We start from the raw sequence: 22,742 nt of genomic DNA on the forward strand, positions 1-22,742 counted from the left end.
AGGCACCGCGGCCGGCCCGGCAGTGTTCGTCGGCACGTGATAAAATCCGTGCCCGCTCAATGACTTAGCGCATCGCTAACCGATGCGCGTCCGGGCTGTCGCAACGTGCGGCCGTGGCGCGCGGCAACGCTGCCGCGCGATGGGCGGTATAAGCGCACGGCCGCGTTTGCGGCCGACCGCGCTGCCTATACTGGTCGAGCCGGCAAGGGCCGGCACGCGTCGGGCCGCCCGGCGGCAGCCGGCCCCGCGGCGCAGCGCGACGCGAGCCTACACATTCACGGAGTATCACGGTGATTCGGACAGACGCTAAAGACGGCGCGCTCGTGTTGTTTTCCGGCGGCCAGGATTCGGCCACGTGCGTGGCCTGGGCCCTCGAACGCTACCAGACGGTCGAGACGCTCGGCTTCGATTACGGCCAGCGCCACCGCGTCGAGCTCGAATGCCGGGAAGGCGTGCGCGACGCACTGAAGCACCGCTTCCCCGCGTGGGCGGGCCGCCTCGGCGACGATCACATGATCGACCTGTCGGTGCTCGGCGCGATCAGCGACACCGCGATGACGCGCACGATCGAGATCGAGACCGCGGCGAACGGCCTGCCGAACACGTTCGTGCCCGGCCGCAACCTGTTGTTCATGACGATCGCGGCCGCGATTGCGTATCGCCGCGGCTTGCGCGTGCTGGTCGGCGGGATGTGCGAGACCGATTTCTCGGGCTACCCCGACTGCCGCGACGACACGATGAAGGCGCTGCAGGTGGCGCTGAACCTCGGCATGGACACGCGCGTCGTGCTGGAGACGCCGCTGATGTGGCTCGACAAGGCGCAGACGTGGCAACTCGCCGAACAGCTCGGCGGCGCCGCGCTGGTCGAGCTGATTCGCGTCGAGACGCACACGTGCTACGTGGGCGAGCGCGCCGAACTGCACGACTGGGGCTTCGGCTGCGGCGAATGCCCGGCCTGCAAGCTGCGCAAGCGCGGCTACGAGGCCTACCTGAAGGGCGAGCGGGTGACCGAAGCGCCGCTGTGAGGCGGCAGCGCCGGCAGCGCTTGATGGACAACCGATTCTGATCGACAACGAGCGGCGCGAGCCGGACGAAGCACGATGACTTACGCGGTCAAGGAAATTTTCTACACGTTGCAGGGCGAGGGCGCGAACGCGGGCCGTCCGGCCGTGTTCTGCCGGTTCGCCGGCTGCAATCTGTGGTCCGGCCGCGAAGAGGATCGTGCGGACGCCGTGTGCCGCTTCTGCGATACGGATTTCGTCGGCACCGACGGCGAGAACGGCGGCAAGTTCAAGGACGCCGCCGCGCTCGTCGCGACGATCGCCGGCCTGTGGCCGCACGGCGAAGCGCACCGCTTCGTCGTCTGCACCGGCGGCGAGCCGATGCTGCAGATCGATCAGCCGCTCGTCGACGCGCTGCACGCGGCCGGCTTCGAGATCGCGATCGAGACCAACGGCTCGCTGCCGGTGCTCGACACGATCGACTGGATCTGCGTGAGCCCGAAGGCCGACGCGCCGCTCGTCGTCACGAAGGGCAACGAGCTGAAGGTCGTGATTCCGCAGGACAACCAGCGGCTCGCCGACTACGCGAAGCTCGATTTCGAGTACTTTCTCGTGCAGCCGATGGACGGTCCGTCGCGCGACATCAACACGAAGCTCGCGATCGACTGGTGCAAGCGGCATCCGCAGTGGCGGCTGTCGATGCAGACCCACAAATATCTGAACATTCCCTGAGCGACGGCTTTTGACATCGTGCTGATTACCCGAAAACTCGAATTCGACGCGGGCCACCGCATTCCCGATCACCGCAGCCAGTGCAGGAACCTGCACGGTCATCGCTACGTGCTCGAAGTCACGCTGCGCGGCGATCTCGTCGATACCGAGGGCGCGCCCGACCGCGGCATGGTGATGGATTTCGCCGACGTGAAGGCGCTCGCGGTCGAGCATCTTGTCGACAAGTGGGATCACGCGTTCCTCGTCTACGCGCGCGACGAGGTCGTGCGCTCGTTCCTCGAGCAGATGGCCGACCACAAGACCGTCGTGCTCGACCGGATTCCGACCGTCGAGAACCTCGCCGCGATCGCGTTCGACATCCTCGCGCACGTGTACGACGCGCACTACGGCGTGAACCTGCGCCTCGAGCGCGTGCGCCTGTACGAAACGCCGAACTGCTGGGCCGACGTCGAGCGGGAGCCGTCGCGCTGACGGTGGGTCGGCGGCGCGGGTGGGTCGCTGGCTCGTTTGATTTTATTGATTGGTCGATTCGCAGGCGCGCCGAACTGCTAGCCTGCTGATTCTCTAGCTCGATGACTCGCTGACCCGCCAACGTGGTCGACCCGCTGACCCACCGCCCCCTCGCACCTCCCTCCGCACCCGCATCACCACGCTTCGCCGCACATCCCACATTTCGCCCGACGGCGCGCTATGATCGACGCGTGGCGCCGCCTGCGCGTCCGCTCGGGCGCTGCCGTCCGGCCGTTCCCCAGTGCTGTTCCGTTCGACTGCCTGTCCGCCGGGAGGCTGTATCGATGAGCACGCTCACCAACACCATCAAGCAACGTCTACACGACGGCGACGAGCCGTTGTACGGCCTGTGGCTGTCGCTCGGCTGCGACTCGGTCGCGGAAGCGCTCGCACACGCCGGCTACGACTGGCTCTGCATCGACATGGAGCATGCGCCGAACGACAGCCGCGACGTCGCATCGCAGTTGCGGGCGCTCGCTGCCGCGCATCTGCCGACCGAGCCGGTCGTGCGCGTGCCGGGGCGCGAGCCGTGGCTCGTGAAGCGCGCGCTCGACGCCGGCGCGCGCACGCTGATGTTTCCCTGTATCGAAACGCCCGAAGAAGCCGCGCACGCCGTGCGGCTCACGCGCTTTCCGTCGCCGGAATCTCCCGATGGCCTGCGCGGCGTGGCCGGCATGGTGCGCGCGGCGGCGTTCGGCATGCGCCGCGATTATCTGCAGACGGCGAACGCGCAAGTCGCGGTGATCGTGCAGATCGAATCGGCGCGCGGCATCGACGAGGTCGAGCGGATCGCCGCGACGCCCGGCGTCGACTGCCTGTTCGTCGGCCCGGCCGATCTGGCGGCGAGCATCGGGCATCTGGGCGACAGCCGCCACCCGGACGTCGCCGCCGCGATGGCGCGCGTGCTGGCGGCGGGCAAGCAGGCCGGCGTCGCGGTCGGCATCTTCGCGAACGATGTGGCGGGCGCGCGCCAGTACCGCGACGCCGGCTACCGGATGATCGCGCTGTCGGCCGACGTGAGCTGGCTGCTGCGCGCAACACGCCAGGCGCTGCAGGAGGTGCGGTCATGAACGACGTCGATCGAAACGGAGCAGGAGCCGGCGCCCCGACTGACGCAGGACCAGGCACGCCCCCAGAACCAAGCACCGATGCCCGCGCCCGATCCGCACGCCACGCGGTCGGTCCGCGCGAGCGGCTCGGCGCGATGCTCGGCCTGTGCGTACTCTGCGCGGCAACCGCCGCCGCAGCCACCGCCCAAACCACCCCGCACCCGAAACCCGATCCCGCGCACGAGACGCAATCCGCGGTAGCCGACTACAACGCCGGCGACTATCGCGCCGCGCTCGTGCAGTTCCACGACGCGGCCGAGCGCGGCGACCGGCTCGCGCAGTTCAATTACGCGATGATGCTGCTCACCGGCGTCGGCGTGAGCGCGAACGTCGACGAGGGGCTGCGCTGGCTCAAGCGGGCGGCCGACGCCAACATGTCGCACGCGCAGTACGTGTACGGGCGCATGTTCGACGACGGCGAGTTCGTCGCGCGCAACCCGGCCGAAGCGCACCGCTGGTTCCTGCGCGCGGCGAAGCAGGGGCACGTGCAGGCCGAGCTGTCGCTCGCGAACCAGTTTCTCGACGGGCGCGGCACGCCGCGCGACAACCGGCAGGCGTTCGTCTGGTACAAGCAGGCGGCCGATTCGGGCGAGCCGACGGCGCAGTACGTGACCGCATCGTTCTACGAGCGCGGCGGCGACGGCGTCGTGCAGAACCTGAACATCGCGCGTGCCTACTACGCGGCGGCCGCCGCGCAGGGCGACGAGACGGCCGGGCTGAAATTCAAGGAGCTGAGTGCGCGGCTGAAGGCGCAGGAACCAGCGGCGGGCGGCGGCGCGGACCATGCGAGCCCGCGCGCGGCGCCGCAGTGAGCGCGCGACCGGCCGCGACCGCTCGTCGAGACGAAAAACGGCGCCGAGGCGCCGTTTTCGCTTGCCGCGGCCGCATGCGGCCATCCGTCGTGCGGGCGCTCAGCTCTTCATCAGCCGCCGCTGCCGCGCGACGCTCATGATCATCCCGATCGCGATGCCGAGCGTCGTGAGCGCGGTGCCGCCGTAGCTCATGAACGGCAGCGGCACGCCGACGACCGGCAGCACGCCGCTCACCATGCCGATGTTCACGAACGCATAGACGAAGAACGCGAGCGTGAGCGAGCCGGCGAGCAGCCGGCCGAACAGCGTCGCGCCCTGCGCGGCGATGTAGAGCCCGCGCGCGATCAGCGCCATGTACAGCGTCAGCAGCACGAGCCCGCCCGCGAGCCCCCATTCTTCGGAGAACACCGCGAAGATGAAGTCGGTGTGCTTCTCCGGAATGAATTCGAGGTGCGCCTGCGTACCCTTCAGATAACCCTTGCCGAGCACCCCGCCCGAACCGATCGCGATCACCGCCTGAATGGTGTGGAAGCCCTTGCCGAGCGGGTCGGAGGTCGGGTCGAGCAGCGTGCACACGCGGTGCTTCTGATAATCGTGCATCAGCGGCCATTGCACTTCCGGCTGGCAGATGCGCTCCTCGAACACCGCGATCGAGCCGACCGCGATCACGCCCGCGACCAGCACCGGCACGATCAGCTTGAACGACAGGCCGGCCAGATAGATCACGAAGAAGCCGGCCGCGAACACCAGCAGGCCGGTGCCGAGGTCGGGCTGCTTCGCGATCAGCCCGACGGGCACCAGCAGAATGCCGAACGCGGCGAGGAAGTCGTACCAGCGCAGCCCGCCTTCGCGGCGCTGGTAGTACCACGCGAGCATCAGCGGCGTCGCGATCTTGAGGATCTCGGACGGCTGGATCACGACGCCGACGTTCAGCCAGCGCTTCGCGCCCTTCTTGGTCATGCCGAACAGCGCGACCGCGACCAGCAGCGCGACCCCGACCGTATAGAGCGGGACCGCGAAGCGCATCAGCGTCGTCGGCGGGATATTGGCGATCACCCACATCAGCACGAACGTCAGCAGGATGTTGCGCAGTTGATCCTCGACGCGTCCCGGCATGTCGATGCTCGCGCTGTACAGCGTGACGATGCCGACGCACATCAGCAGGAACACGATGAGGGCGAGCGGGCGGTCGAAGCCCGCGAACATCTGCTTGATCTTGTCGAGCCAGGCGCGCTTGTCGAATTGCATGCCTTTCTCCGTTAATGAGCGGTGCCGGCGTTCGCCGCCTTCGCGGCGGCTGCGGCTCGGGAATTGTCGTCGCGCGGCGCAGCCGCGAGCGGCTGCGCATCGCTGGCCGGCCGGCGCGGCCGGTGCGGGCGCCGGATCGGCGGCAGGCTCGCGGGCCGCGGCGCCGCGGCGCTCGCCTCGGTCGCCGGCGCCGCGCTGGCGGCCGCCGCAGCACCCGGTGCCGATGCAGCCGACGCGGCCTGCGCCGCGCTCGGCACCACCGGTTGCGGCAGCGCCGTGAAGCCGGCGGCGACGGTGACGGGCTTCGTCGCGTCGCCGATCACGGGCGCGCTCACCGGCTCGGTCGCCGATGCGGCGGCGGCCACGGCCGCGGCCTCGTTCTTCGGGTTCTGGCGCTCGACCAGGTAGTAGTCGAGCACGCGGCGTGCGATCGGGCCGGCGGACTGCGCGCCCCAGCCGCCGTTCTCGACGACCAGCGCGAGCGCGATCTGCGGATGGTCGACCGGCGCGTACGCGATGAACAGCGCGTGGTCGCGCAGATGCTCGGCGAGCAGGTGGCCCTTGTAGTTCGAGCCCTGCAGCGAGAACACCTGCGCGGTGCCGGTCTTGCCCGCCGCGACGTACTGCGCGCCGCGGAACACCTTGTACGCGGTGCCCGACGGGTTGTCGATGACGTTCTCCATCCCGCGCTTCACGACGTCGAGGTCGGCGGCCTTGAGCGGGATGACCTCGCTTTCCTTCGGCACCGTCAGGTGGCGCGCGCGCGTGATCGGATCCTCGACTTCCTTCACCAGGTGCGGCTTCATCACGACGCCGTTGTTCGCGAGCGTCGCGGTCGCATGCGCGAGCTGCAGGATCGTGAACGAGTTGTAGCCCTGGCCGATCCCGAGGCTGATCGTCTCGCCGTCGTACCACTTCTGCTGCGCAGGCTTCTTGAACGCCTTCTTCTTCCATTCGGTCGACGGCAGGATCCCGCGCGCCTCGCCCTGGATGTCGATGCCGGTGATCTGGCCGAACCCGAACGGCTTCATGAAGTTCGCGATCGCATTGACGCCGAGGTCGCGCGCGAGCATGTAGAAGTAGGTGTCGTTCGACACCATGATCGCCTTGTTCATGTCGACCCAGCCCTGGCCCGAGCGCACGTCGTTGCGGAACGTGTGGCCGCCGAACGTGAAGTAGCCGGGATCCTGGAAGCCCCAGCCCGGCGTGCGCTTGCCGAGCGTCAGGCCGGCCAGCGCCATGAACGGCTTGTACGTCGAGCCGGGCGGGTAGGTGCCGTGCAGCGGGCGGTTCAGGAGCGGCTTGTCGGGCGAGTTGTTCAGCTCGTCCCAGGTCTGCTGGTCGATGCCGTCGACGAACGAGTTCGGGTCGAAGCTCGGCGACGACACGAACGCGAGCACGTCGCCCGTCTTCGGCTCGATCGCGACGAGCGCGCCGCGCTTGCCGGCGAACGCCTGCTCGGCCACCTGCTGCAGCGCGATGTCGAGCGACAGCACGAGGTTGTCGCCGGGCGTCGCCTGCGTGCGCGACAGCGTGCGCACGGGCCGGCCGCCGGCCGTCACCTCGACTTCCTCGAAGCCCGTCAGGCCGTGCAGCTCGGTCTCGTAGCTCTGCTCGACGCCGATCTTGCCGATGTAGTCGGTGCCCTTGTAGTTGTTCGCGTCGCGGCGCGGATCGTAGTGTTCCGGATCGCTGTCGTTGTCGTCGCTCATCGCGTCGATGCGATCCTGGTCGCGCTTCGAGATCCGGCCGATATAGCCGATCACGTGCGCGGCCGTCATGCCGAGCGGATACTGGCGGAACAGCCGCGCGCGCACGTCGACGCCGGGGAAGCGGAAGCGCTGCGCGGTGAAGCGGGCGACTTCGGCGTCGGTCAGGCGCGTGCGGATCGGCAGGCTCTCGAAATTCTTCGAGTCTTCCTGCAGCTTCTTGAAGCGGCGGCGGTCGCGCGCGTCGATCGGAACGATCTCGGACAGCTTGTCGATCGTGTTGTCGAGCGTGTCGTCGAGCTTCGACGGCGTGATCTCGAGCGTGTACGCCGAGTAGTTCTTCGCGAGCACCACGCCGTTGCGGTCGGTGATGATGCCGCGGTTCGGCACGATCGGCGCGACCGAGATGCGGTTTTCCTCGGCCTGCAGCGCGTATTTGCCGTGCTGCAGCAGCTGCAGGTAGAAGAAGCGGCTCGCGAGCAGCCCGAAGCAGACGAACACGAACACGCCCGCCGCCGCGACGCGCAGGCGGAACTTCGAGAGCTGCTGTTGGGTGTCGTTGAATTCGGTCATGCGCTTACAGTCGATCCGGCCCGCGCACGTCGAGCGCGCGGGCGAGGGGCCGCCTCGGGGCGCTTGGGGCGTGGGGGCGGCAGGTCATCAAGGGGCGGTTCCGGTGCGGCTCAGATCGGACGCGTGTCGTCCGGGTCGACCGGGCGGCGTTGCGGCATCAGCAGCAGATGGCTCGCGATCGGCCACAGCGCGGCCTCGACGAAGCCGTCCACCAGATAGCGCCAGCCGGGGAACGCGGCGCCCATCATCAGCCGGATCACGAACGGCACCAGTTGCGCGCCGACCAGCAGCGGCGTCACGTACAGCACCTGCACGCCGATCGGCATCCACAGCACGCGCCGGTGGATCGTGATCGCACCGTACGACAGCAGCGTATAGGCGAGCGCATGCTCGCCGAGCAGCCCCGCGTCGTGCACGTCCATCAGGATGCCGAGCGCGAACGCGACGCCCATCCCGACCTTGCGCGGCTGATGGATGTTCCAGAACAGCAGCACGAGCGCGACGAAGTCGGGCACGCCGGGCAGGCGGCCCCACGGCATCAGGTTCAGCAGGAACGCGGCGGCGAGGCTGAAGACGATGAAGTACGGGTTGACCGGCTGCAGGATGTATTGCGGGCGATTCATCGCTGGGCTCCTGGTTGCCCGGCCGCGGGCTGCGCGGGCGCCGCCGGAGCCGCTGCCGCAGGCGTCGCGCCCGGTGCGGCGGCCGGCTTCGCGTCGGCCTTCTCCTTGTCGACCTTCGCCGCGCCCTTCACGCCTTTCTTGCCCTTCGCGTTCTTGTCGGCCGGCTCGGGCTCGGCCGGGCGCGGCGGGACGTCGCTGCGGTAATGCAGCACCAGCATCTCGCGCGCGCCGCGCACCGCGGCGATCGGCGCGCAGGTCACGCGCGCGAACGCGGTATCGGCGAGCTTGTCGACGCGCACGACCTTCGCGACCGGCAGGCCGGGCGGATAGACGCCGTCGAGGCCGCTCGTGACGAGCTCGTCGCCCGCGACGAGGTCCGAGCTGGTCGGCACGAAGCGCAGATCCAGCGCATCGCCCTTCGGCGTGCCGTAGATCACGCTGCGCAGGCCGGTGCGCAGCACCTGCACCGGAATCGCGAGATCGCGGTCGGTGATCAGCGTGACTTCCGCCTGCAGCGGGAACACGCGCGTGACCTGGCCGACCACGCCGTCCTCGCTGACGACCGGCGCGCCGTGCTGGATGCCCTGTTGCGAGCCTTGCCCGATGACGATCTTCTGCGTGAACGGGTCGCTCGTGTCGTACTGGATCTCGACCGGCGTCGATTGCGTCGCGATGTGCTGGCGCAGCTCGAGCACCGCGCGCAGATGGATGTTTTCCTGCGCCAGCACCGCGGCCTGGTTGGCCTGGGTGGACAGCTGCAGGTTGCGCTTGCGCAGCGCGTCGTTCTCGTGGCGCAGCGACGCGCCGGTGACCGCGATGTCGGCCGCGCCCATGAACAGGTCGCGCGGCACGAGCGCCGCGCGCTGCAACGGGTACAGCACGGTGCCGAGCACGCCGCGGACGATTTCGAGCGTGCTGAAGCGCGCGTCCGACACGAGGAGCGCGATGGCGAGGGCGACGAAGAAGATGAGCCGCGCGAGCGCAGGCGGACCTTGCTTGAAGAGAGGCGGCGGACTGTATTCCATGGTCGGCGCCGGGCGCGTGGTGATCGGTTAAATAATGCTCAGACGCGCAAACGGCGTGGCGGTTCGTTCTGAGCGAGCGATCCGGCCACGCCGCGCGTGCGTCATGTCAAACGGGACTGCCTAGGCGATCACTCGTACGAGAAGATGCTGCCCAGCTTGTCCATGCGCTCGAGCGCCATGCCCGAGCCGCGCACGACGCAGGTGAGCGGATCTTCGGCGACGAGCACCGGCAGGCCGGTTTCTTCCGCGAGCAGGCGGTCGAGGTCGCGCAGCAGCGCGCCGCCGCCCGTCAGCATCATCCCGCGCTCGGCGATGTCGGCGCCGAGTTCCGGCGGCGTCTGCTCGAGCGCGATCTTCACCGACGACACGATCTGGTTCAGCGGGTCGGTCAGCGCTTCGAGGATTTCGTTGCTGGAGATCGTGAAGCTGCGCGGAATGCCTTCCGACAGGTTGCGGCCCTTCACTTCCATTTCCTTGACTTCGGAGCCCGGGAACGCGGAGCCGATTTCCTTCTTGATCGCCTCGGCCGTCTGCTCGCCGATCAACATCCCGTAGTTGCGGCGGATGTAGTTGACGATCGCTTCGTCGAATTTGTCGCCGCCGACGCGCACCGAGCCCTTGTAGACGATGCCGCCGAGCGAGATCACGCCGACTTCGGTCGTGCCGCCGCCGATGTCGACGACCATCGAGCCGGTGGCTTCCGACACCGGCAGGCCCGCGCCGATCGCGGCCGCCATCGGCTCCTCGATCAGGTAGACCTGCGACGCGCCCGCGCCGTGCGCGGCTTCCTTGATCGCGCGGCGCTCGACCTGGGTCGAGCCGCACGGCACGCAGATGATGATGCGCGGCGACGGCGAGAACATGCGAGACTCGTGCGCCGTCTTGATGAACTGCTTGATCATCTGCTCGGTGACGGTGAAGTCGGCGATCACGCCGTCCTTCATCGGGCGGATCGCCTCGATGTTGCCCGGCACCTTGCCGAGCATCTGCTTGGCTTCCTTGCCGACTGCCTGGATCGTCTTCTTGCCGTTGGGGCCGCCTTCCTGGCGGATCGACACCACCGACGGCTCATCGAGCACGATGCCCTTGCCGCGCATGTAGATCAGGGTGTTTGCGGTGCCGAGGTCGATCGCGAGATCGTTGGAGAAATAGCTGCGCAAAAAACCGAACATTCAGAATCCTGTTTCGCTCTGAGCCGGCCCTGGATAGCGAGCGCTGAGGGCGGCAGCGGAAAAAATAACAGCCTCGGGAAGCGTGGCGGAAGCGGCCGCCGCGGCGCACGAAGCTGCGAGTGATGTCTACCGGGAACCGCACGAAGCACGCACGGCTTGCCGAAGCGGCGAAACGGTGCGGGAAAAGGCTGGCCGGGTTTGGGTCGAACGCGTAATGATACCTTATAATTTCGCGGTATTTGAACCGAAACGGACGGTATTTTTGCCGCTTCGGTCCCGATTTTTGAGGGTGGGATCGCACCCTCCAACCCCCCGCCGCAGCGCGGTTTCAGATTGCGCTGCGCAGTCTTGTTTTTCCGGTGATCGCATGGCCCTGACCCTGACCGATGTGAAACGCATCGCGCACCTGGCGCGACTCGAAATGGCCGACGCCGACGCCGAGCACACGCTCGGCCAGCTCAATGAGTTCTTCGGCCTCGTCGAGCAGATGCAGGCGGTCGACACCGCCGGCATCGCGCCGCTCGCCCACCCGATCGAACAGATCCAGGAAGTCGCGCAGCGCCTGCGCGACGACGCCGTGACGGAAGTCGTCAATCGCGACGACAACCAGCGTCCGGCGCCGGCCGTCCAGGACGGCCTCTATCTCGTGCCGAAGGTGATCGAGTAAGCCTTCGACGACACGCGCGCCGGCGCCACGCCGCGCGCGCGACCCAGAATTCCCAGGAAAACCACTCAATGCACGCAAAAAGCCTGACCGAACTGCGCGCCGCGCTCGCCGCCAAGGAATGCTCGGCCGTCGAGCTCGCGCAGCTGTACCTGAAACGGATCGACGCGGCACGCGACCTGAACGCGTTCGTCCACGTCGACGCCGACCTCACCCTCGCGCAGGCGAAGGCCGCCGACGCCGAGCTCGCGCGCGGCGCGGGCGGCCCGCTGACCGGCGTGCCGATCGCGCACAAGGACGTGTTCGTCACGCGCGGCTGGCGCTCGACCGCCGGCTCGAAGATGCTCGAAAACTACCAGAGCCCGTTCGATGCGACCGTCGTCGCCCGCCTGCAGGCGGCCGGCATGGTCACGCTCGGCAAGACCAACATGGACGAGTTCGCGATGGGCTCGTCGAACGAAAACTCCGCGTTCGGCGCGGTGAAGAACCCGTGGGACACCCACGCGGTGCCGGGCGGCAGCTCGGGCGGCAGCTCGGCCGCCGTCGCCGCGCGCCTCGCGCCGGCCGCCACCGGCACCGACACCGGCGGCTCGATTCGCCAGCCCGCGTCGTTCGCGGGCGTGACGGGCATCAAGCCGACCTACGGCCGCGTGTCGCGTTACGGGATGATCGCGTTCGCGTCGTCGCTCGACCAGGGCGGCCCGATGGCGCAGAGCGCGTCCGACTGCGCGCTGCTGCTGAACGCGATGGCCGGCTTCGACGAGCGCGACTCGACGAGCCTCGAGCGCGACGACGAAGACTTCACGCGCCACCTCGGCCAGCCGTGGACGGCCGGCAGCGACGCGGCCAGGCCGCTCGCCGGGCTGCGCATCGGCCTGCCGAACGAGTATTTCGGCGCGGGCCTCGCCGACGACGTGCGCGCGACGATCGACGCGGCGCTCAAGCAATATGAAGCGCTCGGCGCGACGCTCGTGCCGGTGTCGCTGCCGAAGACGGAGCTGTCGATTCCCGTCTACTACGTGATCGCGCCGGCGGAAGCGTCGTCGAACCTGTCGCGGTTCGACGGCGTGCGCTTCGGCCACCGCGCCGCGCAGTACGGAGATCTGCTCGACATGTACAAGAAGTCGCGCGCCGAAGGCTTCGGCCCCGAGGTGAAGCGCCGGATCCTGGTCGGCACCTACGTGCTGTCGCACGGCTACTACGACGCCTACTACCTGCAGGCGCAGAAGATCCGCCGCATCGTCGCGCAGGATTTCCAGGAAGCGTTCAAGTCCTGCGACGTGATCATGGGCCCGGCGTCGCCGACGGTCGCATGGGATCTCGGCGCGAAGGGCGACGATCCGGTGCAGATGTATCTCGCCGACATCTACACGCTGTCCGTGAGCCTCGCCGGCCTGCCCGGCATGAGCGTGCCGTGCGGCTTCGGCGCCGGCGCGAACGCGAAGCGCCCGGTCGGTCTGCAGATCATCGGCAACTATTTCAACGAAGCCCGGATGCTGCAGGTCGCCGATGCGTTCCAGCGCGCGACCGACTGGCACAAGCAAGTACCGGCAGGGGTGTAAGCATATGACTCAATGGGAAGTCGTCATCGGTCTCGAGACGCACGCGCAACTGTCGACCGTCTCGAAGATTTTCTCCGGCGCGCCGACGCAGTTCGGCGCCGAGCCGAACACGCAGGCCTGCCCGGTCGATCTGGCGCTGCCGGGCGTGCTGCCGGTGCTGAACCGCGGCGCGGTCGAGCGGGCGATCCGCTTCGGCCTCGCGATCGGCTCGACCATCGCGCCGCGCAGCATCTTCGCGCGCAAGAATTATTTCTACCCCGATCTGCCGAAGGGCTATCAGATCAGCCAGTACGAGATCCCGGTCGTCCAGGGCGGCCAGATCACGATCCAGGTGCCGGCCAACGAAAAGGCCGGCAAGCCGGCGTACGAGAAGACGGTCAACCTGACCCGCGCGCATCTCGAGGAAGATGCGGGCAAGTCGCTGCATGAAGACTTCGCCGGGATGACCGGGATCGACCTGAACCGCGCGGGCACGCCGCTGCTCGAGATCGTCACCGAGCCGGAAATGCGCAGCGCGGCCGAGGCCGTCGCCTATGCGAAGGCGCTGCACGCGCTCGTCGTGTGGCTCGGCATCTGCGACGGCAACATGCAGGAAGGCTCGTTCCGCTGCGACGCGAACGTGTCGGTGCGCCCGGTCGGCCAGGAGAAGTTCGGCACGCGCGCCGAGATCAAGAACCTGAACTCGTTCCGCTTCCTCGAGGAGGCGATCAACTACGAAGTGCGGCGCCAGATCGAGCTGATCGAGGACGGCGGCGAAGTCGTGCAGGAAACGCGCCTGTACGATCCGGACAAGCGCGAGACGCGCTCGATGCGCAGCAAGGAAGACGCGCACGACTACCGCTACTTCCCCGACCCCGACCTGCTGCCGCTCGTGATCGGCCAGGACTGGATCGAGCGCGTGCAGGCCGGGATGCCCGAGCTGCCGGCCGCGATCCAGCAGCGCTTCGTCGACCAGTACGGCGTGTCCGCGTACGACGCCGGCGTTCTGACGTCGAGCAAGGCGATGGCCGCGTACTTCGAGGCGGTGGTCGCGAAGGCCGGCGCGGCGAACGCGAAGATCGCCGCGAACTGGCTGATGGGCGACGTATCGTCGCAGCTGAACCGCGACGGCATCGAGATCGACGCGATTCCGGTGTCGGCCGCGCAGCTCGCGCTGGTGCTGCAGCGCATCGCCGACGGCACGATCTCGAACAAGATCGCGAAGGAAATCTTCGCGACGATCTGGGACGAGAAGGCAACCGATGAAGGTGCGGCCGACCGCATCATCGACGCGAAGGGCCTCAAGCAGATCTCCGACACCGGCGCGCTGGAGGCGATCATCGACGAGGTGCTCGCGGCGAACGCGAAATCGGTCGAGGAATTCCGCGCGGGCAAGGAGAAGGCGTTCAACGCGCTGATCGGCCAGGCGATGAAGGCGACCAAGGGCAAGGCCAATCCGCAGCAGGTCAACGAGCTGTTGAAGAAGAAGCTCGGCTGAACGTGGCCGCGCACCTGAGCCGCGTGTGACGACGGGCCGCCGCCGAACCTGTTCGGGGCGGCCCGTCGCTTTGGCGGATGCGCTATCGTGTGCGACTGACCGCGCACCGTCCAACGGAGGAACGAATGGCGAAACAACCGTCGCTCGACGATTTCCGCGTGCCGTACGGCACGCGCGACAAGGCAGCTGCCGCATTCACGCTCGACGCGTTCGATCCGGCGGCGAAGCCGTTCTCGTCGGGCTCGAAGGACACCGACCGCGAACGGCTGTCGGCCGTGTCGACCGAACTCGACACGCATCAGGAACGCCTGCACGCGCAGCACAAGAAGCGCGTGCTGCTGGTGTTGCAGGGCATGGACACCAGCGGCAAGGACGGCACCGTGCGCGCGGTGTTCCGCGAAGTCGATCCGCTCGGCCTGCGCGTCGTGCCGTTCAAGGCGCCGACGCCGATCGAGGCCGCGCACGACTTCCTGTGGCGCGTGCATGCGCAGGTGCCGGCCGCGGGCGAGCTCGCGATCTTCAATCGCAGCCACTATGAAGACGTGCTGGTGCCGCGCGTGCTCGGCATGATCGACGCGAAGGAATGCGAGCGCCGCTACCGGCAGATCCGCGATTTCGAGACGATGCTGGTCGAGAGCGGCACGACGATCGTCAAGTGCTTCCTGCACATCTCGAAGGACGAGCAGCGCGCGCGGCTGCAGGCGCGCATCGACGATCCGACCAAGCACTGGAAGTTCGACATCGCCGATCTCGACGCGCGCAAGCACTGGGATGCGTATCAGTCGGCATACCGCGATGCGCTCGCCGCGACGTCGGTCGAGCATGCGCCGTGGTACGTGATTCCGGCGAACTCGAAGACGCACCGCAACGTGATGATCGCCGAGCTGCTGCTGCGCACGCTGACCGACATGAAGCTCGAATTCCCGCCGCCGAAGCCGGAGCTCGAAGGCGTGAAGATCAGCTAGCGATCCCGTCAAACCCATCGAAACGAACAGAACCACGGAACCCGACATGATGCGAGTGATTACCGCCAACCTGAACGGCATCCGCTCCGCCGCGAAGAAGGGCTTCTTCGACTGGCTCGGCGAACAGAACGCCGACTGCGTGTGCGTGCAGGAAATCAAGGTGTCGGCCGACGACCTGCCGGCCGAATTCGTCGAGCCGCACGGCTTCAAGAGCTATTTCCATCACGCGGCGAAGAAGGGCTACAGCGGTGCGGGCGTGTACAGCCGCCGTGAGCCCGACGACGTGATCATCGGCTTCGGCAGCAGCGAATTCGATCCCGAGGGGCGCTACGTCGAGGCGCGTTACGGCAAGCTGTCGGTCGTGTCGGTGTACGTGCCGTCCGGCTCGAGCGGCGAAGAGCGCCAGCAGGCGAAGTACCGCTTCATGGACGAATTCATGCCGCATCTCGCCGAGCTGAAGCAGCAGCGTGAGGTGATCCTGTGCGGCGACGTGAACATCGTCCACAAGGAAATCGACATCAAGAACTGGAAGAGCAACCAGAAGAACTCGGGCTGCCTGCCCGAGGAGCGCGCGTGGCTCACGCAGCTGTTCGACGAGGTCGGCTACGTCGACGTGTTCCGCACGCTGGACCCGCGCCCCGAGCAGTACACGTGGTGGAGCAACCGCGGCCAGGCGTACGCGAAGAACGTCGGGTGGCGCATCGACTACCAGATCGCGACGCCGGGCGTCGCGGGCACCGCGAAAAGCACGTCGATCTTCAAGGACATCAAGTTCAGCGATCACGCGCCGCTGACGGTCGATTACGACTACAAGAAGTGAGCGGCGGCATCGGCGTAACGCGAGATGCGAATTGCGCGTTACGCGGCCGTCGGGCCGTTCCGACGGTCGATGAAAAACGGGCCGCATGTCCTTCGACATGCGGCCCGTTTTCGTTGCGACGCCGGTTACTGCGCGAGCGACGCCATGTCGACCACGAACCGGTACTTCACGTCGCTCTTGAGCATCCGTTCGTACGCGGCATTGATCTGCTGCATCGGGATGACCTCGATGTCCGACGTGATCCCGTGCTGCGCGCAGAAATCGAGCATCTCCTGCGTTTCGGCGATCCCGCCGATCAGCGAGCCCGCGAGACGGCGGCGCTTGAAGATCAGGTTGAACACCTGCGGCGACGGATGGTCGTGCTCGGGTGCGCCGACGAGCGTCATCGTGCCGTCGCGCTTCAGCAGGTTCAGGAACGGGTTCAGGTCGTGCTGCGCGGCGACCGTGTTGAGGATGAAGTCGAAGCTGTTCAGGTGCGCGTTCATCTGCGCTTCGTCCTTCGAGACCACCACTTCGTGCGCGCCGAGCCGCTTGCCGTCTTCGATCTTCGACGGCGACGTCGTGAACAGCACGACGTGCGCGCCCATCGCGCGGGCGAGCTTCACGCCCATGTGGCCGAGGCCGCCCAGGCCGACGATCCCGACCTTCTTGCCGGGGCCGGCGTTCCACTGGCGCAGCGGCGAATAGGTCGTGATCCCCGCGCACAGCAGCGGCGCGGCGCCGGCCGGATCGAGCGACTCGGGCACGCGCAGCACGAACGCCTCGTCGACGACGATCCGCGTCGAATAGCCGCCGTACGTGACCTCGCCCGTCACGCGGTCCTGGCCGTTGTAGGTGCCGACGAAGCCGTTCTCGCAATACTGCTCGAGGCCTTCCGCGCAACTCGGGCAGGTGCGGCACGAATCGACGAGACAGCCGACGCCGACCAGCTCGCCGACCTTGAAGCGCGAGACCTGCGGGCCGGTCGCGCTGACGCGGCCGACGATTTCATGGCCCGGCACGACCGGGTAGATCGTGTTGCGCCACTCGTTGCGGGCCTGATGAAGGTCCGAGTGGCAGACGCCGCAGTACAGCACCTCGATCTGCACGTCGAGGTCGCGCAGCGCGCGGCGCTGGAGTTCGAAAGGGGCGAGCGGCGAGCGCGCGTCGGTCGCCGCGTAAGCGTAGGTTGTGCTCATGCAATGGGCTCCTGATCCGGAAATCCGGCAAAACGGGCTGCCGCCGCGTCATGTGGCGGCGCGGCGAGACAGGCTCCCATCCTAAGGAGCGCGCCGCGCCGGCGAAATACACGAAGGTCTGGAAGATTTGCCTATTCCTCTCGAATTTGGCGCGGACAGCCGCCGGGACGCTTTCCCGGTGCTACATTGCGAGCCTGATTCTCTTGCCGGACAGGACGACGCCGATGAGCTTCCAGCCCCTTTTCGACGACTCGGGCGAGCGCGTTCGGCGCCGCATGATCGAGCTGCATGCGCGCCTTGCGCCGCACGAAGGCGACACGCTCGCGGCGCTCGACGGCGTGCGCTTCATTCGCGTGAGCCGGCCCGTGCCGCGCATGCCGGTGTTGTACGAGCCGAGCATCGTGGTCGTGTGCCAGGGCCGCAAGCTCGGCTATCTCGGCGACCGCTCGTTCGTCTACGACGCGCAGCAGTATCTGGTGCTGTCGGTGCCGCTGCCGTTCGAATGCGAGACTTTCGCGAGCCCGGACGAGCCGTTTCTCGCGATCTCGATCCGCATCGATCTGGCCGTGATCGCCGAACTGGCGATCCTGCTCGACGAGACGCTCGGCGCGGCGGCGAGCGAGCCGCATGGCGTGTATTCGACCTCGCTCGACGCGCCGCTCGCCGACGCGGTGCTGCGGCTGCTCGAAGCGCTCGCGTCGCCGCACGACACGCGCGTGCTCGGGCCGGCCATCATGCGCGAGATCGCGTATCGCGTGCTGACCGGCGCGCAGGGCGACGCGATTCGCGCGGCGCTGGTCCAGCAGCATCATTTCGGACGCGTCGCGAAGGCGCTGCGGCGCATTCACGCAGACCTGAGGGCCGATCTCGACGTCGACACGCTCGCGCGCGAGGCCGGCATGAGCGTCGCGGTGTTCCACGCGCAGTTCAAGCACGTGACGGCGACTTCCCCGATGCAGTACGTGAAGGCCGCGCGCCTGCACCAGGCGCGGCTGATGATGATCCAGGACGGTTTGGGGGCAGGCGCCGCCGCCGCGCGGGTCGGCTATGCGAGCGCGTCGCAGTTCAGCCGCGAGTTCAAGCGGCTGTTCGGCCGCAGCCCCGGCGACGAGGTGCGCTCGATGCGCGACAGCGGCAGCCGGCCGGTCGAGTCGGAACTGGACGCGTAGCGCGCGGCCGGCCCGACGGATCAGCCGCCGCCGCTGGCGCTCAGCGCCGCGCGACCTTGCGCCGCTGCGCGCTGATGCCCGCGTAGTCGGGCAGCGCGTCGACGCGTGTGCCGATCGCCTTCGCATACAGCGGCATCAAGTCGGGCAGGCGGTTCAGCAGGTCCTGCCGGCGCGCGGCGCTGTACGGGTGCAGGTAGATGAAGCCCGACGTGCGGTTCGCGCGGGTCGCCGCGGCGAGCTTGTCCCACAGCGTGATCGCCGCGCGCGGATCGAAGCCCGCGCGGGCGGCGATGTCGCCGCCGATCACGTCGGCTTCGGTTTCGTCGGTCGGGTCGTAGCGCAGCGTCTGCAGACGCGCGCCCAGGTTCAGCGCCTGCGGCAGCGGATCGCCGACGCCGAACAGCGGCGGCAGCGTGGCCGCGCGCAGCGACGTCTGCGTCGTCGCGCCGAAATTGCTGCGCGCATGTTCGCGCAGCGCATGCGCGATGCCGTGCGCGAGCAGCACGCCGAGCTCGTCGTCGTTCAGGCGGATGCGGTCGAGCAGCCCGCCGTACACCAGCACCTTGCCGCCCGGCAGACACATGACGCGAATCTCGCGCGAGCGGATCGCGTTGACGTCCCATTGCCAGCTCTTCACGCGATCGTTCCACTTCACCGAATACGGCGCGAGCTTGTCGACGATCGCGCGCAGGCGCTTCACGCCCGGCTGCGTCGCGGGCAGCAGGCGGTTGCCGTCGGCGGCGGTCTGGACGATCTGCGCGTATTCGCTCGCGGTGAGTTGCTCGAGCAGCGGCGACGGAATCAGCGTGCGGAACGCGATCGCGTTGCCGTAGCGCACCTGCTGCGCCGCCGGTGTGTAGGCTTTCGCATGTGCGGCCGCGCCGCTCGGCTGTGCGGCTTCCGCGCCGGACGGTGCGACCGGCGGCGCGGCGGCGGACACGGCCGCGGGCGTCGTGGCGGGTGGGGGGCTGGCCGATGGCGCGCTGGCGTCGGCAGCATGGGCGCTGCCAGCGCCGCCCAACAGCACGAGGCCGGCGCTCAGTGCGGCGGCGACCCGATGCCGACGCTCACTGCGCACGGCTCGCCTCGCCGTTGCGCGCGACGCCGTTCCACGGCGCGATCTTGAACAGCAGCAGCATGCCGGGAATCGCGAGCGCGGTGCAGACGAGGAAGTAGTCGAACCAGCCGATCTTCGCGACGATGAAGCCGCTCGCGGCCGACGCGAGCGTGCGCGGCACCGATGCGAGGCTCGTGAACAGCGCGAACTGCGTGGCCGTGTAGCGCGGATCGGTCGTGCTGGCGATGTAGGCGACGAACGCGGCCATCGTCAGGCCGGTCGCGAAGGTCTCGACGCCGTAGACGATCGCGAGCGCGACCGTCATCGGGCTGAATTGCGGCGTGACCGCGATGCCGAACGTCGACAGCGCCGCGGCGATCGCATGGCTCGTCGACAGCGTGACGTCGTACAGCGCCGCGAGCACCGGCGAGCCGGGGCCGAGCTGCGCGAGCCATGCGAAGCCGAGCGTCGACACCATCTGCAGCGCGCCGAAGATCCACAGCCCGCGGCCGATGCCGATCTTCACGAGCCAGACGCCGCCGACGATGCCGCCGGCGACGCTCGCGACCAGCGCGGTGGTTTTCGCGACGATGCCGATCTCGGTGCGCGTGAAGCCGATGTCGAGGAAGAACGACGTCGACAGCGTGGTGGCCATCGTGTCGCCGATCTTGAACAGGAAGATGAACGCGATGACGAGCAGCGCGCCGGACCAGCCGTCGCGCTGGATGAATTCGCGAAACGGCAGCACGATCGCGTCGCGCAGATTGCGCGGCGGCGTGCCGGCCACTTCGGGCTCGCGCACGACCAGCGTCATCAGGATGCCCGGCAGCATGAACGCGCCGGTGATCGCGAACACCGCATCCCACGGCAGGTGGTCGGACAGGATCAGCGCGAGCGAGCCGGGGATCAGCGCGGCGAGCTTGTATGCGTTCACGTGCACCGCGTTGCCGAGGCCCTGTTCGGTGTCGCGCAGCAGCTCGCGGCGATACGCGTCGATCACGATGTCGGCGCTCGCGCCGAAGAATGCGACGAGTGTCGTGAGCGCCGCGACCGTCCAGATCGAGTCGCGCGGCGACACGAAGCCGAGCGTGGCGATCGCGCCGGCGACCAGCAGCTGCGTGAGCAGCAGCCAGCCGCGCCGGCGGCCCGGCCGCCAGCCGGGCAGGCGCGGCACGTAGCGATCCATCAGCGGCGCCCACAGGAACTTCCACGTATAGGGGAACTGGATCAGCGCGAACAGGCCGATCTCCTTCAGGTTCACGCCCTCGGAGCGCAGCCATGCCTGCACGAGGTAGACGAGCGTGAAGAGCGGCAGCCCGGACGTGAAGCCGAGGAACACGCAGATCAGCATGTGCGTGTTCAGATAGGCGCGCCAGCCGGGATGATCCTCGTGAGCGGTAAGGGCGGGCGCCTCGTGTGGCGTTTTCGACATGGACTGGGACTGGGTAGCGTTGACTGATTGCGGCCGCGGCGCAGGCGGCGCGGGCGGCGCAGAACGGACGGCCGCTCGCGCGTGCGGGCCGGATCGTCCGTCGACGGCCCGCCGCTCAGCTGCGCTTCACGCGGTAGACAGCAAGACTACCACGCCAGTTCGCTCCCCACCGAATCAGCTGGCCTTCGTGCAGCACGATGCGATCGAGGATCGTCACGCCGACTTCCGGCGCGAGCGCCTCGAAGTCCTTGATCGTCAGCACCCGCACGTTCGGCGTGTTGTGCCATTGGTAAGGCAGCGATTTCGACACCGGCATCCGGCCGCGCAGCACCGACAGCCGATGCGCCCAGTAGCCGAAGTTCGGGAACGACACGATGCATTCGCGCCCGACGCGCGCGGTCTCGCGCAGGATTGCGGCCGTCTGGTGAATCGTCTGCAGCGTCTGCGACAGGATCGCGATGTCGAAGCTGTGATCCTCGAACAGGCGCAGGCCGTCTTCCAGATTCTGCTGGATCACGTTGATGCCGTTCTTCGTGCTCGCGAGCACGCCGGCGTCGTTCAGCTCGATCCCGTAGCCGGTGACGTCCAGTTCTTCCATCAGCAGCGACAGCAGCGAGCCGTCGCCGCAGCCGAGATCGAGCACCGTCGCGCGCGGCTCGACCCAGCGCGCGATCGCACGGAAGTCCGCGCGTGCGGACAGGGAATTCAGCGCTTGCTGGTTCATGCTCCCACCTCGTTGGCGATGCGTTCGTAATACGCGCGGATCAGGTTGTGATAGCGCGCGTCGTCGAGCAGGAACGCGTCGTGGCCGTGCGGCGCGTCGATTTCCGCGTAGCTGACGGTGCGCTTGTTGTCGAGCAGCGCCTTCACGATCTCGCGCGAACGCGCGGGCGCGAAACGCCAGTCGGTCGAGAAGCTCGCGATCAGGTATTTCGCCTGCGTGTGCGCGAGCGCGGCGGTCAGGTTGCCGTCGAACGCCTTGGCCGGATCGAAGTAGTCGAGCGCGCGCGTGATCAGCAGGTAGGTGTTCGCGTCGAAATAATCGGCGAACTTGTCGCCCTGGTAGCGCAGATACGACTCGACCTCGAACTCGACGTCGAAGCTGAAGTTGTAGGCATCGAGCGCGCCGTCCGCGCGGCGCAGCGCACGGCCGAATTTCTCGGCCATGTCGTCGTCGGACAGATAGGTAATGTGGCCGATCATCCGCGCGACGCGCAGCCCGCGCTTCGGTTTCACGCCGTGCGCGTAGTAGTTGCCGCCGTGGAAGTCGGGATCGGACAGGATCGCCGAGCGCGCCACTTCGTTGAACGCGATGTTCTGCGCGGACAGCTTCGGCGTCGATGCGATGTCGATGCAATGCGCGACGCGATCGGGATACATCAGGCTCCACGCGAGCGCCTGCATCCCGCCGAGGCTGCCGCCCATCACGGCGGCGAAGCGGTCGATGCCGAACGCGTCGGCGACGCGCGCCTGCGCATGCACCCAGTCCTCGACGGTCACCACCGGGAAGCGCGCGCCGTAGGGCTGGCCGGTCGACGGATCGTCGCTCATCGGGCCGGTCGAGCCGAAGCACGAGCCGAGGTTGTTCACGCCGATCACGAAGAAGCGGTTGGTGTCGAGCGGCTTGCCCGGGCCGACCATGTTGTCCCACCAGCCGGTGCTGCGCGGATCGTCCGCGTAGATGCCGGCGACGTGGTGCGACGCGTTGAGCGCGTGACAGACGAGCACCGCGTTCGAACGCGCGGCGTTGAGCTCGCCGTAGGTCTCGACGACGAGCTGATAGTTGCCGATCACGCTGCCGCTTTGCAAGCGCAGCGGTTCGGCGAAGTGCATGGTCTGTGGAGCGACGATGCCGATCGATTCCATTCGTTCCGCCTTATGACTGGGGCGGCTAAACGGTGTCG

21 protein-coding genes are annotated in these 22,742 nt (G+C 67.9%); 11 read left to right on the plus strand and 10 right to left on the minus strand.

The window, feature by feature from the left end; genetic code table 11:
• The first annotated feature begins 290 nt into the window (after nt 1-290).
• The 5 genes from queC to AK36_RS13930 all read left to right on the plus strand — a co-directional run bounded on the left by queC (nt 291) and on the right by AK36_RS13930 (nt 4,164).
• Nucleotides 291-1,025 (plus strand): 7-cyano-7-deazaguanine synthase QueC, encoded by a 735-nt coding sequence (gene queC / locus AK36_RS13910; protein ID WP_011886353.1) that lies wholly within the window; start codon nt 291-293, stop codon nt 1,023-1,025.
• A 75-nt stretch (nt 1,026-1,100) separates the two neighbouring features.
• Nucleotides 1,101-1,733 carry a 7-carboxy-7-deazaguanine synthase gene (gene queE / locus AK36_RS13915; RefSeq protein WP_011886352.1) on the plus strand — a complete coding sequence of 211 codons (633 nt, stop codon included), beginning with the start codon at nt 1,101-1,103 and terminating at the stop codon, nt 1,731-1,733.
• Between the two features lie 18 nt (nt 1,734-1,751).
• Entirely contained in the window at nt 1,752-2,204 is a 453-nt protein-coding gene (gene queD, locus AK36_RS13920; protein WP_011886351.1) for a 6-carboxytetrahydropterin synthase QueD, read from the plus strand.
• A 323-nt stretch (nt 2,205-2,527) separates the two neighbouring features.
• Nucleotides 2,528-3,313 carry an HpcH/HpaI aldolase family protein gene (locus AK36_RS13925; RefSeq protein ID WP_011886350.1) on the plus strand — a complete coding sequence of 262 codons (786 nt, stop codon included), beginning with the start codon at nt 2,528-2,530 and terminating at the stop codon, nt 3,311-3,313.
• A gap of 134 nt (nt 3,314-3,447) precedes the next feature.
• Nucleotides 3,448-4,164, plus strand: a complete 717-nt coding sequence (locus AK36_RS13930; protein ID WP_045578683.1) for a tetratricopeptide repeat protein — start codon at nt 3,448-3,450, stop codon at nt 4,162-4,164.
• Between the two features lie 99 nt (nt 4,165-4,263).
• Here the strand turns inward: AK36_RS13930 and rodA are convergent, their stop codons facing one another.
• The 5 genes from rodA to AK36_RS13955 form a co-directional block, all read right to left on the minus strand.
• The gene (rodA, locus tag AK36_RS13935) at nt 4,264-5,412 is read right to left on the minus strand and encodes a rod shape-determining protein RodA (RefSeq protein WP_011886348.1); all 1,149 of its coding nucleotides are present in this window, start codon (nt 5,410-5,412) and stop codon (nt 4,264-4,266) included.
• A gap of 11 nt (nt 5,413-5,423) precedes the next feature.
• Complete coding sequence (gene mrdA, locus AK36_RS13940; protein ID WP_045578684.1) at nt 5,424-7,694, minus strand: penicillin-binding protein 2; 2,271 nt, start codon at nt 7,692-7,694, stop codon at nt 5,424-5,426.
• A gap of 110 nt (nt 7,695-7,804) precedes the next feature.
• Nucleotides 7,805-8,317: a rod shape-determining protein MreD gene (mreD, locus tag AK36_RS13945; RefSeq protein ID WP_011886346.1), complete on the minus strand. Its 513-nt coding sequence runs from the start codon at nt 8,315-8,317 to the stop codon at nt 7,805-7,807.
• Nucleotides 8,314-9,342 carry a rod shape-determining protein MreC gene (mreC, locus tag AK36_RS13950; RefSeq protein WP_045578685.1) on the minus strand — a complete coding sequence of 343 codons (1,029 nt, stop codon included), beginning with the start codon at nt 9,340-9,342 and terminating at the stop codon, nt 8,314-8,316. Before mreC ends, mreD begins: the two co-directional genes overlap by 4 nt.
• 128 nt (nt 9,343-9,470) lie before the next feature.
• Complete coding sequence (locus tag AK36_RS13955; protein WP_004189550.1) at nt 9,471-10,514, minus strand: rod shape-determining protein; 1,044 nt, start codon at nt 10,512-10,514, stop codon at nt 9,471-9,473.
• A gap of 367 nt (nt 10,515-10,881) precedes the next feature.
• Between AK36_RS13955 and gatC the strand changes: the two genes are divergently transcribed.
• The 5 genes from gatC to AK36_RS13980 all read left to right on the plus strand — a co-directional run bounded on the left by gatC (nt 10,882) and on the right by AK36_RS13980 (nt 16,002).
• Nucleotides 10,882-11,181, plus strand: a complete 300-nt coding sequence (gene gatC, locus AK36_RS13960) for an Asp-tRNA(Asn)/Glu-tRNA(Gln) amidotransferase subunit GatC (protein WP_006407213.1) — start codon at nt 10,882-10,884, stop codon at nt 11,179-11,181.
• A gap of 68 nt (nt 11,182-11,249) precedes the next feature.
• Nucleotides 11,250-12,740, plus strand: coding sequence for an Asp-tRNA(Asn)/Glu-tRNA(Gln) amidotransferase subunit GatA (gene gatA / locus AK36_RS13965; protein ID WP_045578686.1), 1,491 nt, complete (start codon nt 11,250-11,252; stop codon nt 12,738-12,740).
• 4 nt (nt 12,741-12,744) lie between these two features.
• Nucleotides 12,745-14,217, plus strand: a complete 1,473-nt coding sequence (gene gatB, locus AK36_RS13970) for an Asp-tRNA(Asn)/Glu-tRNA(Gln) amidotransferase subunit GatB (RefSeq protein WP_014723858.1) — start codon at nt 12,745-12,747, stop codon at nt 14,215-14,217.
• A gap of 125 nt (nt 14,218-14,342) precedes the next feature.
• Nucleotides 14,343-15,182: a polyphosphate kinase 2 family protein gene (locus tag AK36_RS13975; protein ID WP_045578687.1), complete on the plus strand. Its 840-nt coding sequence runs from the start codon at nt 14,343-14,345 to the stop codon at nt 15,180-15,182.
• A gap of 46 nt (nt 15,183-15,228) precedes the next feature.
• A complete protein-coding gene (locus AK36_RS13980) occupies nt 15,229-16,002 on the plus strand; it encodes an exodeoxyribonuclease III (RefSeq protein WP_011886341.1) in 774 nt (257 codons plus the stop codon).
• Nucleotides 16,003-16,127: 125 nt separating this feature from the next.
• Here AK36_RS13980 and AK36_RS13985 read toward each other — a convergent pair whose 3' ends face one another.
• On the minus strand, nt 16,128-17,180 hold the full coding sequence (locus AK36_RS13985) for an NAD(P)-dependent alcohol dehydrogenase (protein WP_011886340.1): 1,053 nt from the start codon (nt 17,178-17,180) through the stop codon (nt 16,128-16,130).
• Between the two features lie 224 nt (nt 17,181-17,404).
• Between AK36_RS13985 and AK36_RS13990 the strand changes: the two genes are divergently transcribed.
• A complete protein-coding gene (locus AK36_RS13990; protein WP_034192459.1) occupies nt 17,405-18,349 on the plus strand; it encodes an AraC family transcriptional regulator in 945 nt (314 codons plus the stop codon).
• A gap of 40 nt (nt 18,350-18,389) precedes the next feature.
• On the opposite strand, the gene AK36_RS13995 is transcribed toward AK36_RS13990, so the two are convergent.
• From AK36_RS13995 to metX, 4 genes are all read right to left on the minus strand, one after another.
• Nucleotides 18,390-19,427 carry a M48 family metallopeptidase gene (locus AK36_RS13995; RefSeq protein ID WP_011886338.1) on the minus strand — a complete coding sequence of 346 codons (1,038 nt, stop codon included), beginning with the start codon at nt 19,425-19,427 and terminating at the stop codon, nt 18,390-18,392.
• A complete protein-coding gene (locus AK36_RS14000; protein WP_034192460.1) occupies nt 19,417-20,838 on the minus strand; it encodes an AmpG family muropeptide MFS transporter in 1,422 nt (473 codons plus the stop codon). The genes AK36_RS13995 and AK36_RS14000 overlap by 11 nt, the downstream gene beginning before the upstream one ends.
• Before the next feature lie 115 nt (nt 20,839-20,953).
• Entirely contained in the window at nt 20,954-21,562 is a 609-nt protein-coding gene (gene metW / locus AK36_RS14005) for a methionine biosynthesis protein MetW (RefSeq protein WP_011886336.1), read from the minus strand.
• Nucleotides 21,559-22,704, minus strand: coding sequence for a homoserine O-succinyltransferase MetX (metX, locus tag AK36_RS14010; RefSeq protein ID WP_011886335.1), 1,146 nt, complete (start codon nt 22,702-22,704; stop codon nt 21,559-21,561). The genes metW and metX overlap by 4 nt, the downstream gene beginning before the upstream one ends.
• Nucleotides 22,705-22,742: the final 38 nt, after the last annotated feature.

Source organism: Burkholderia vietnamiensis LMG 10929 (assembly GCF_000959445.1).
GTDB classification, from domain to species: domain Bacteria; phylum Pseudomonadota; class Gammaproteobacteria; order Burkholderiales; family Burkholderiaceae; genus Burkholderia; species Burkholderia vietnamiensis.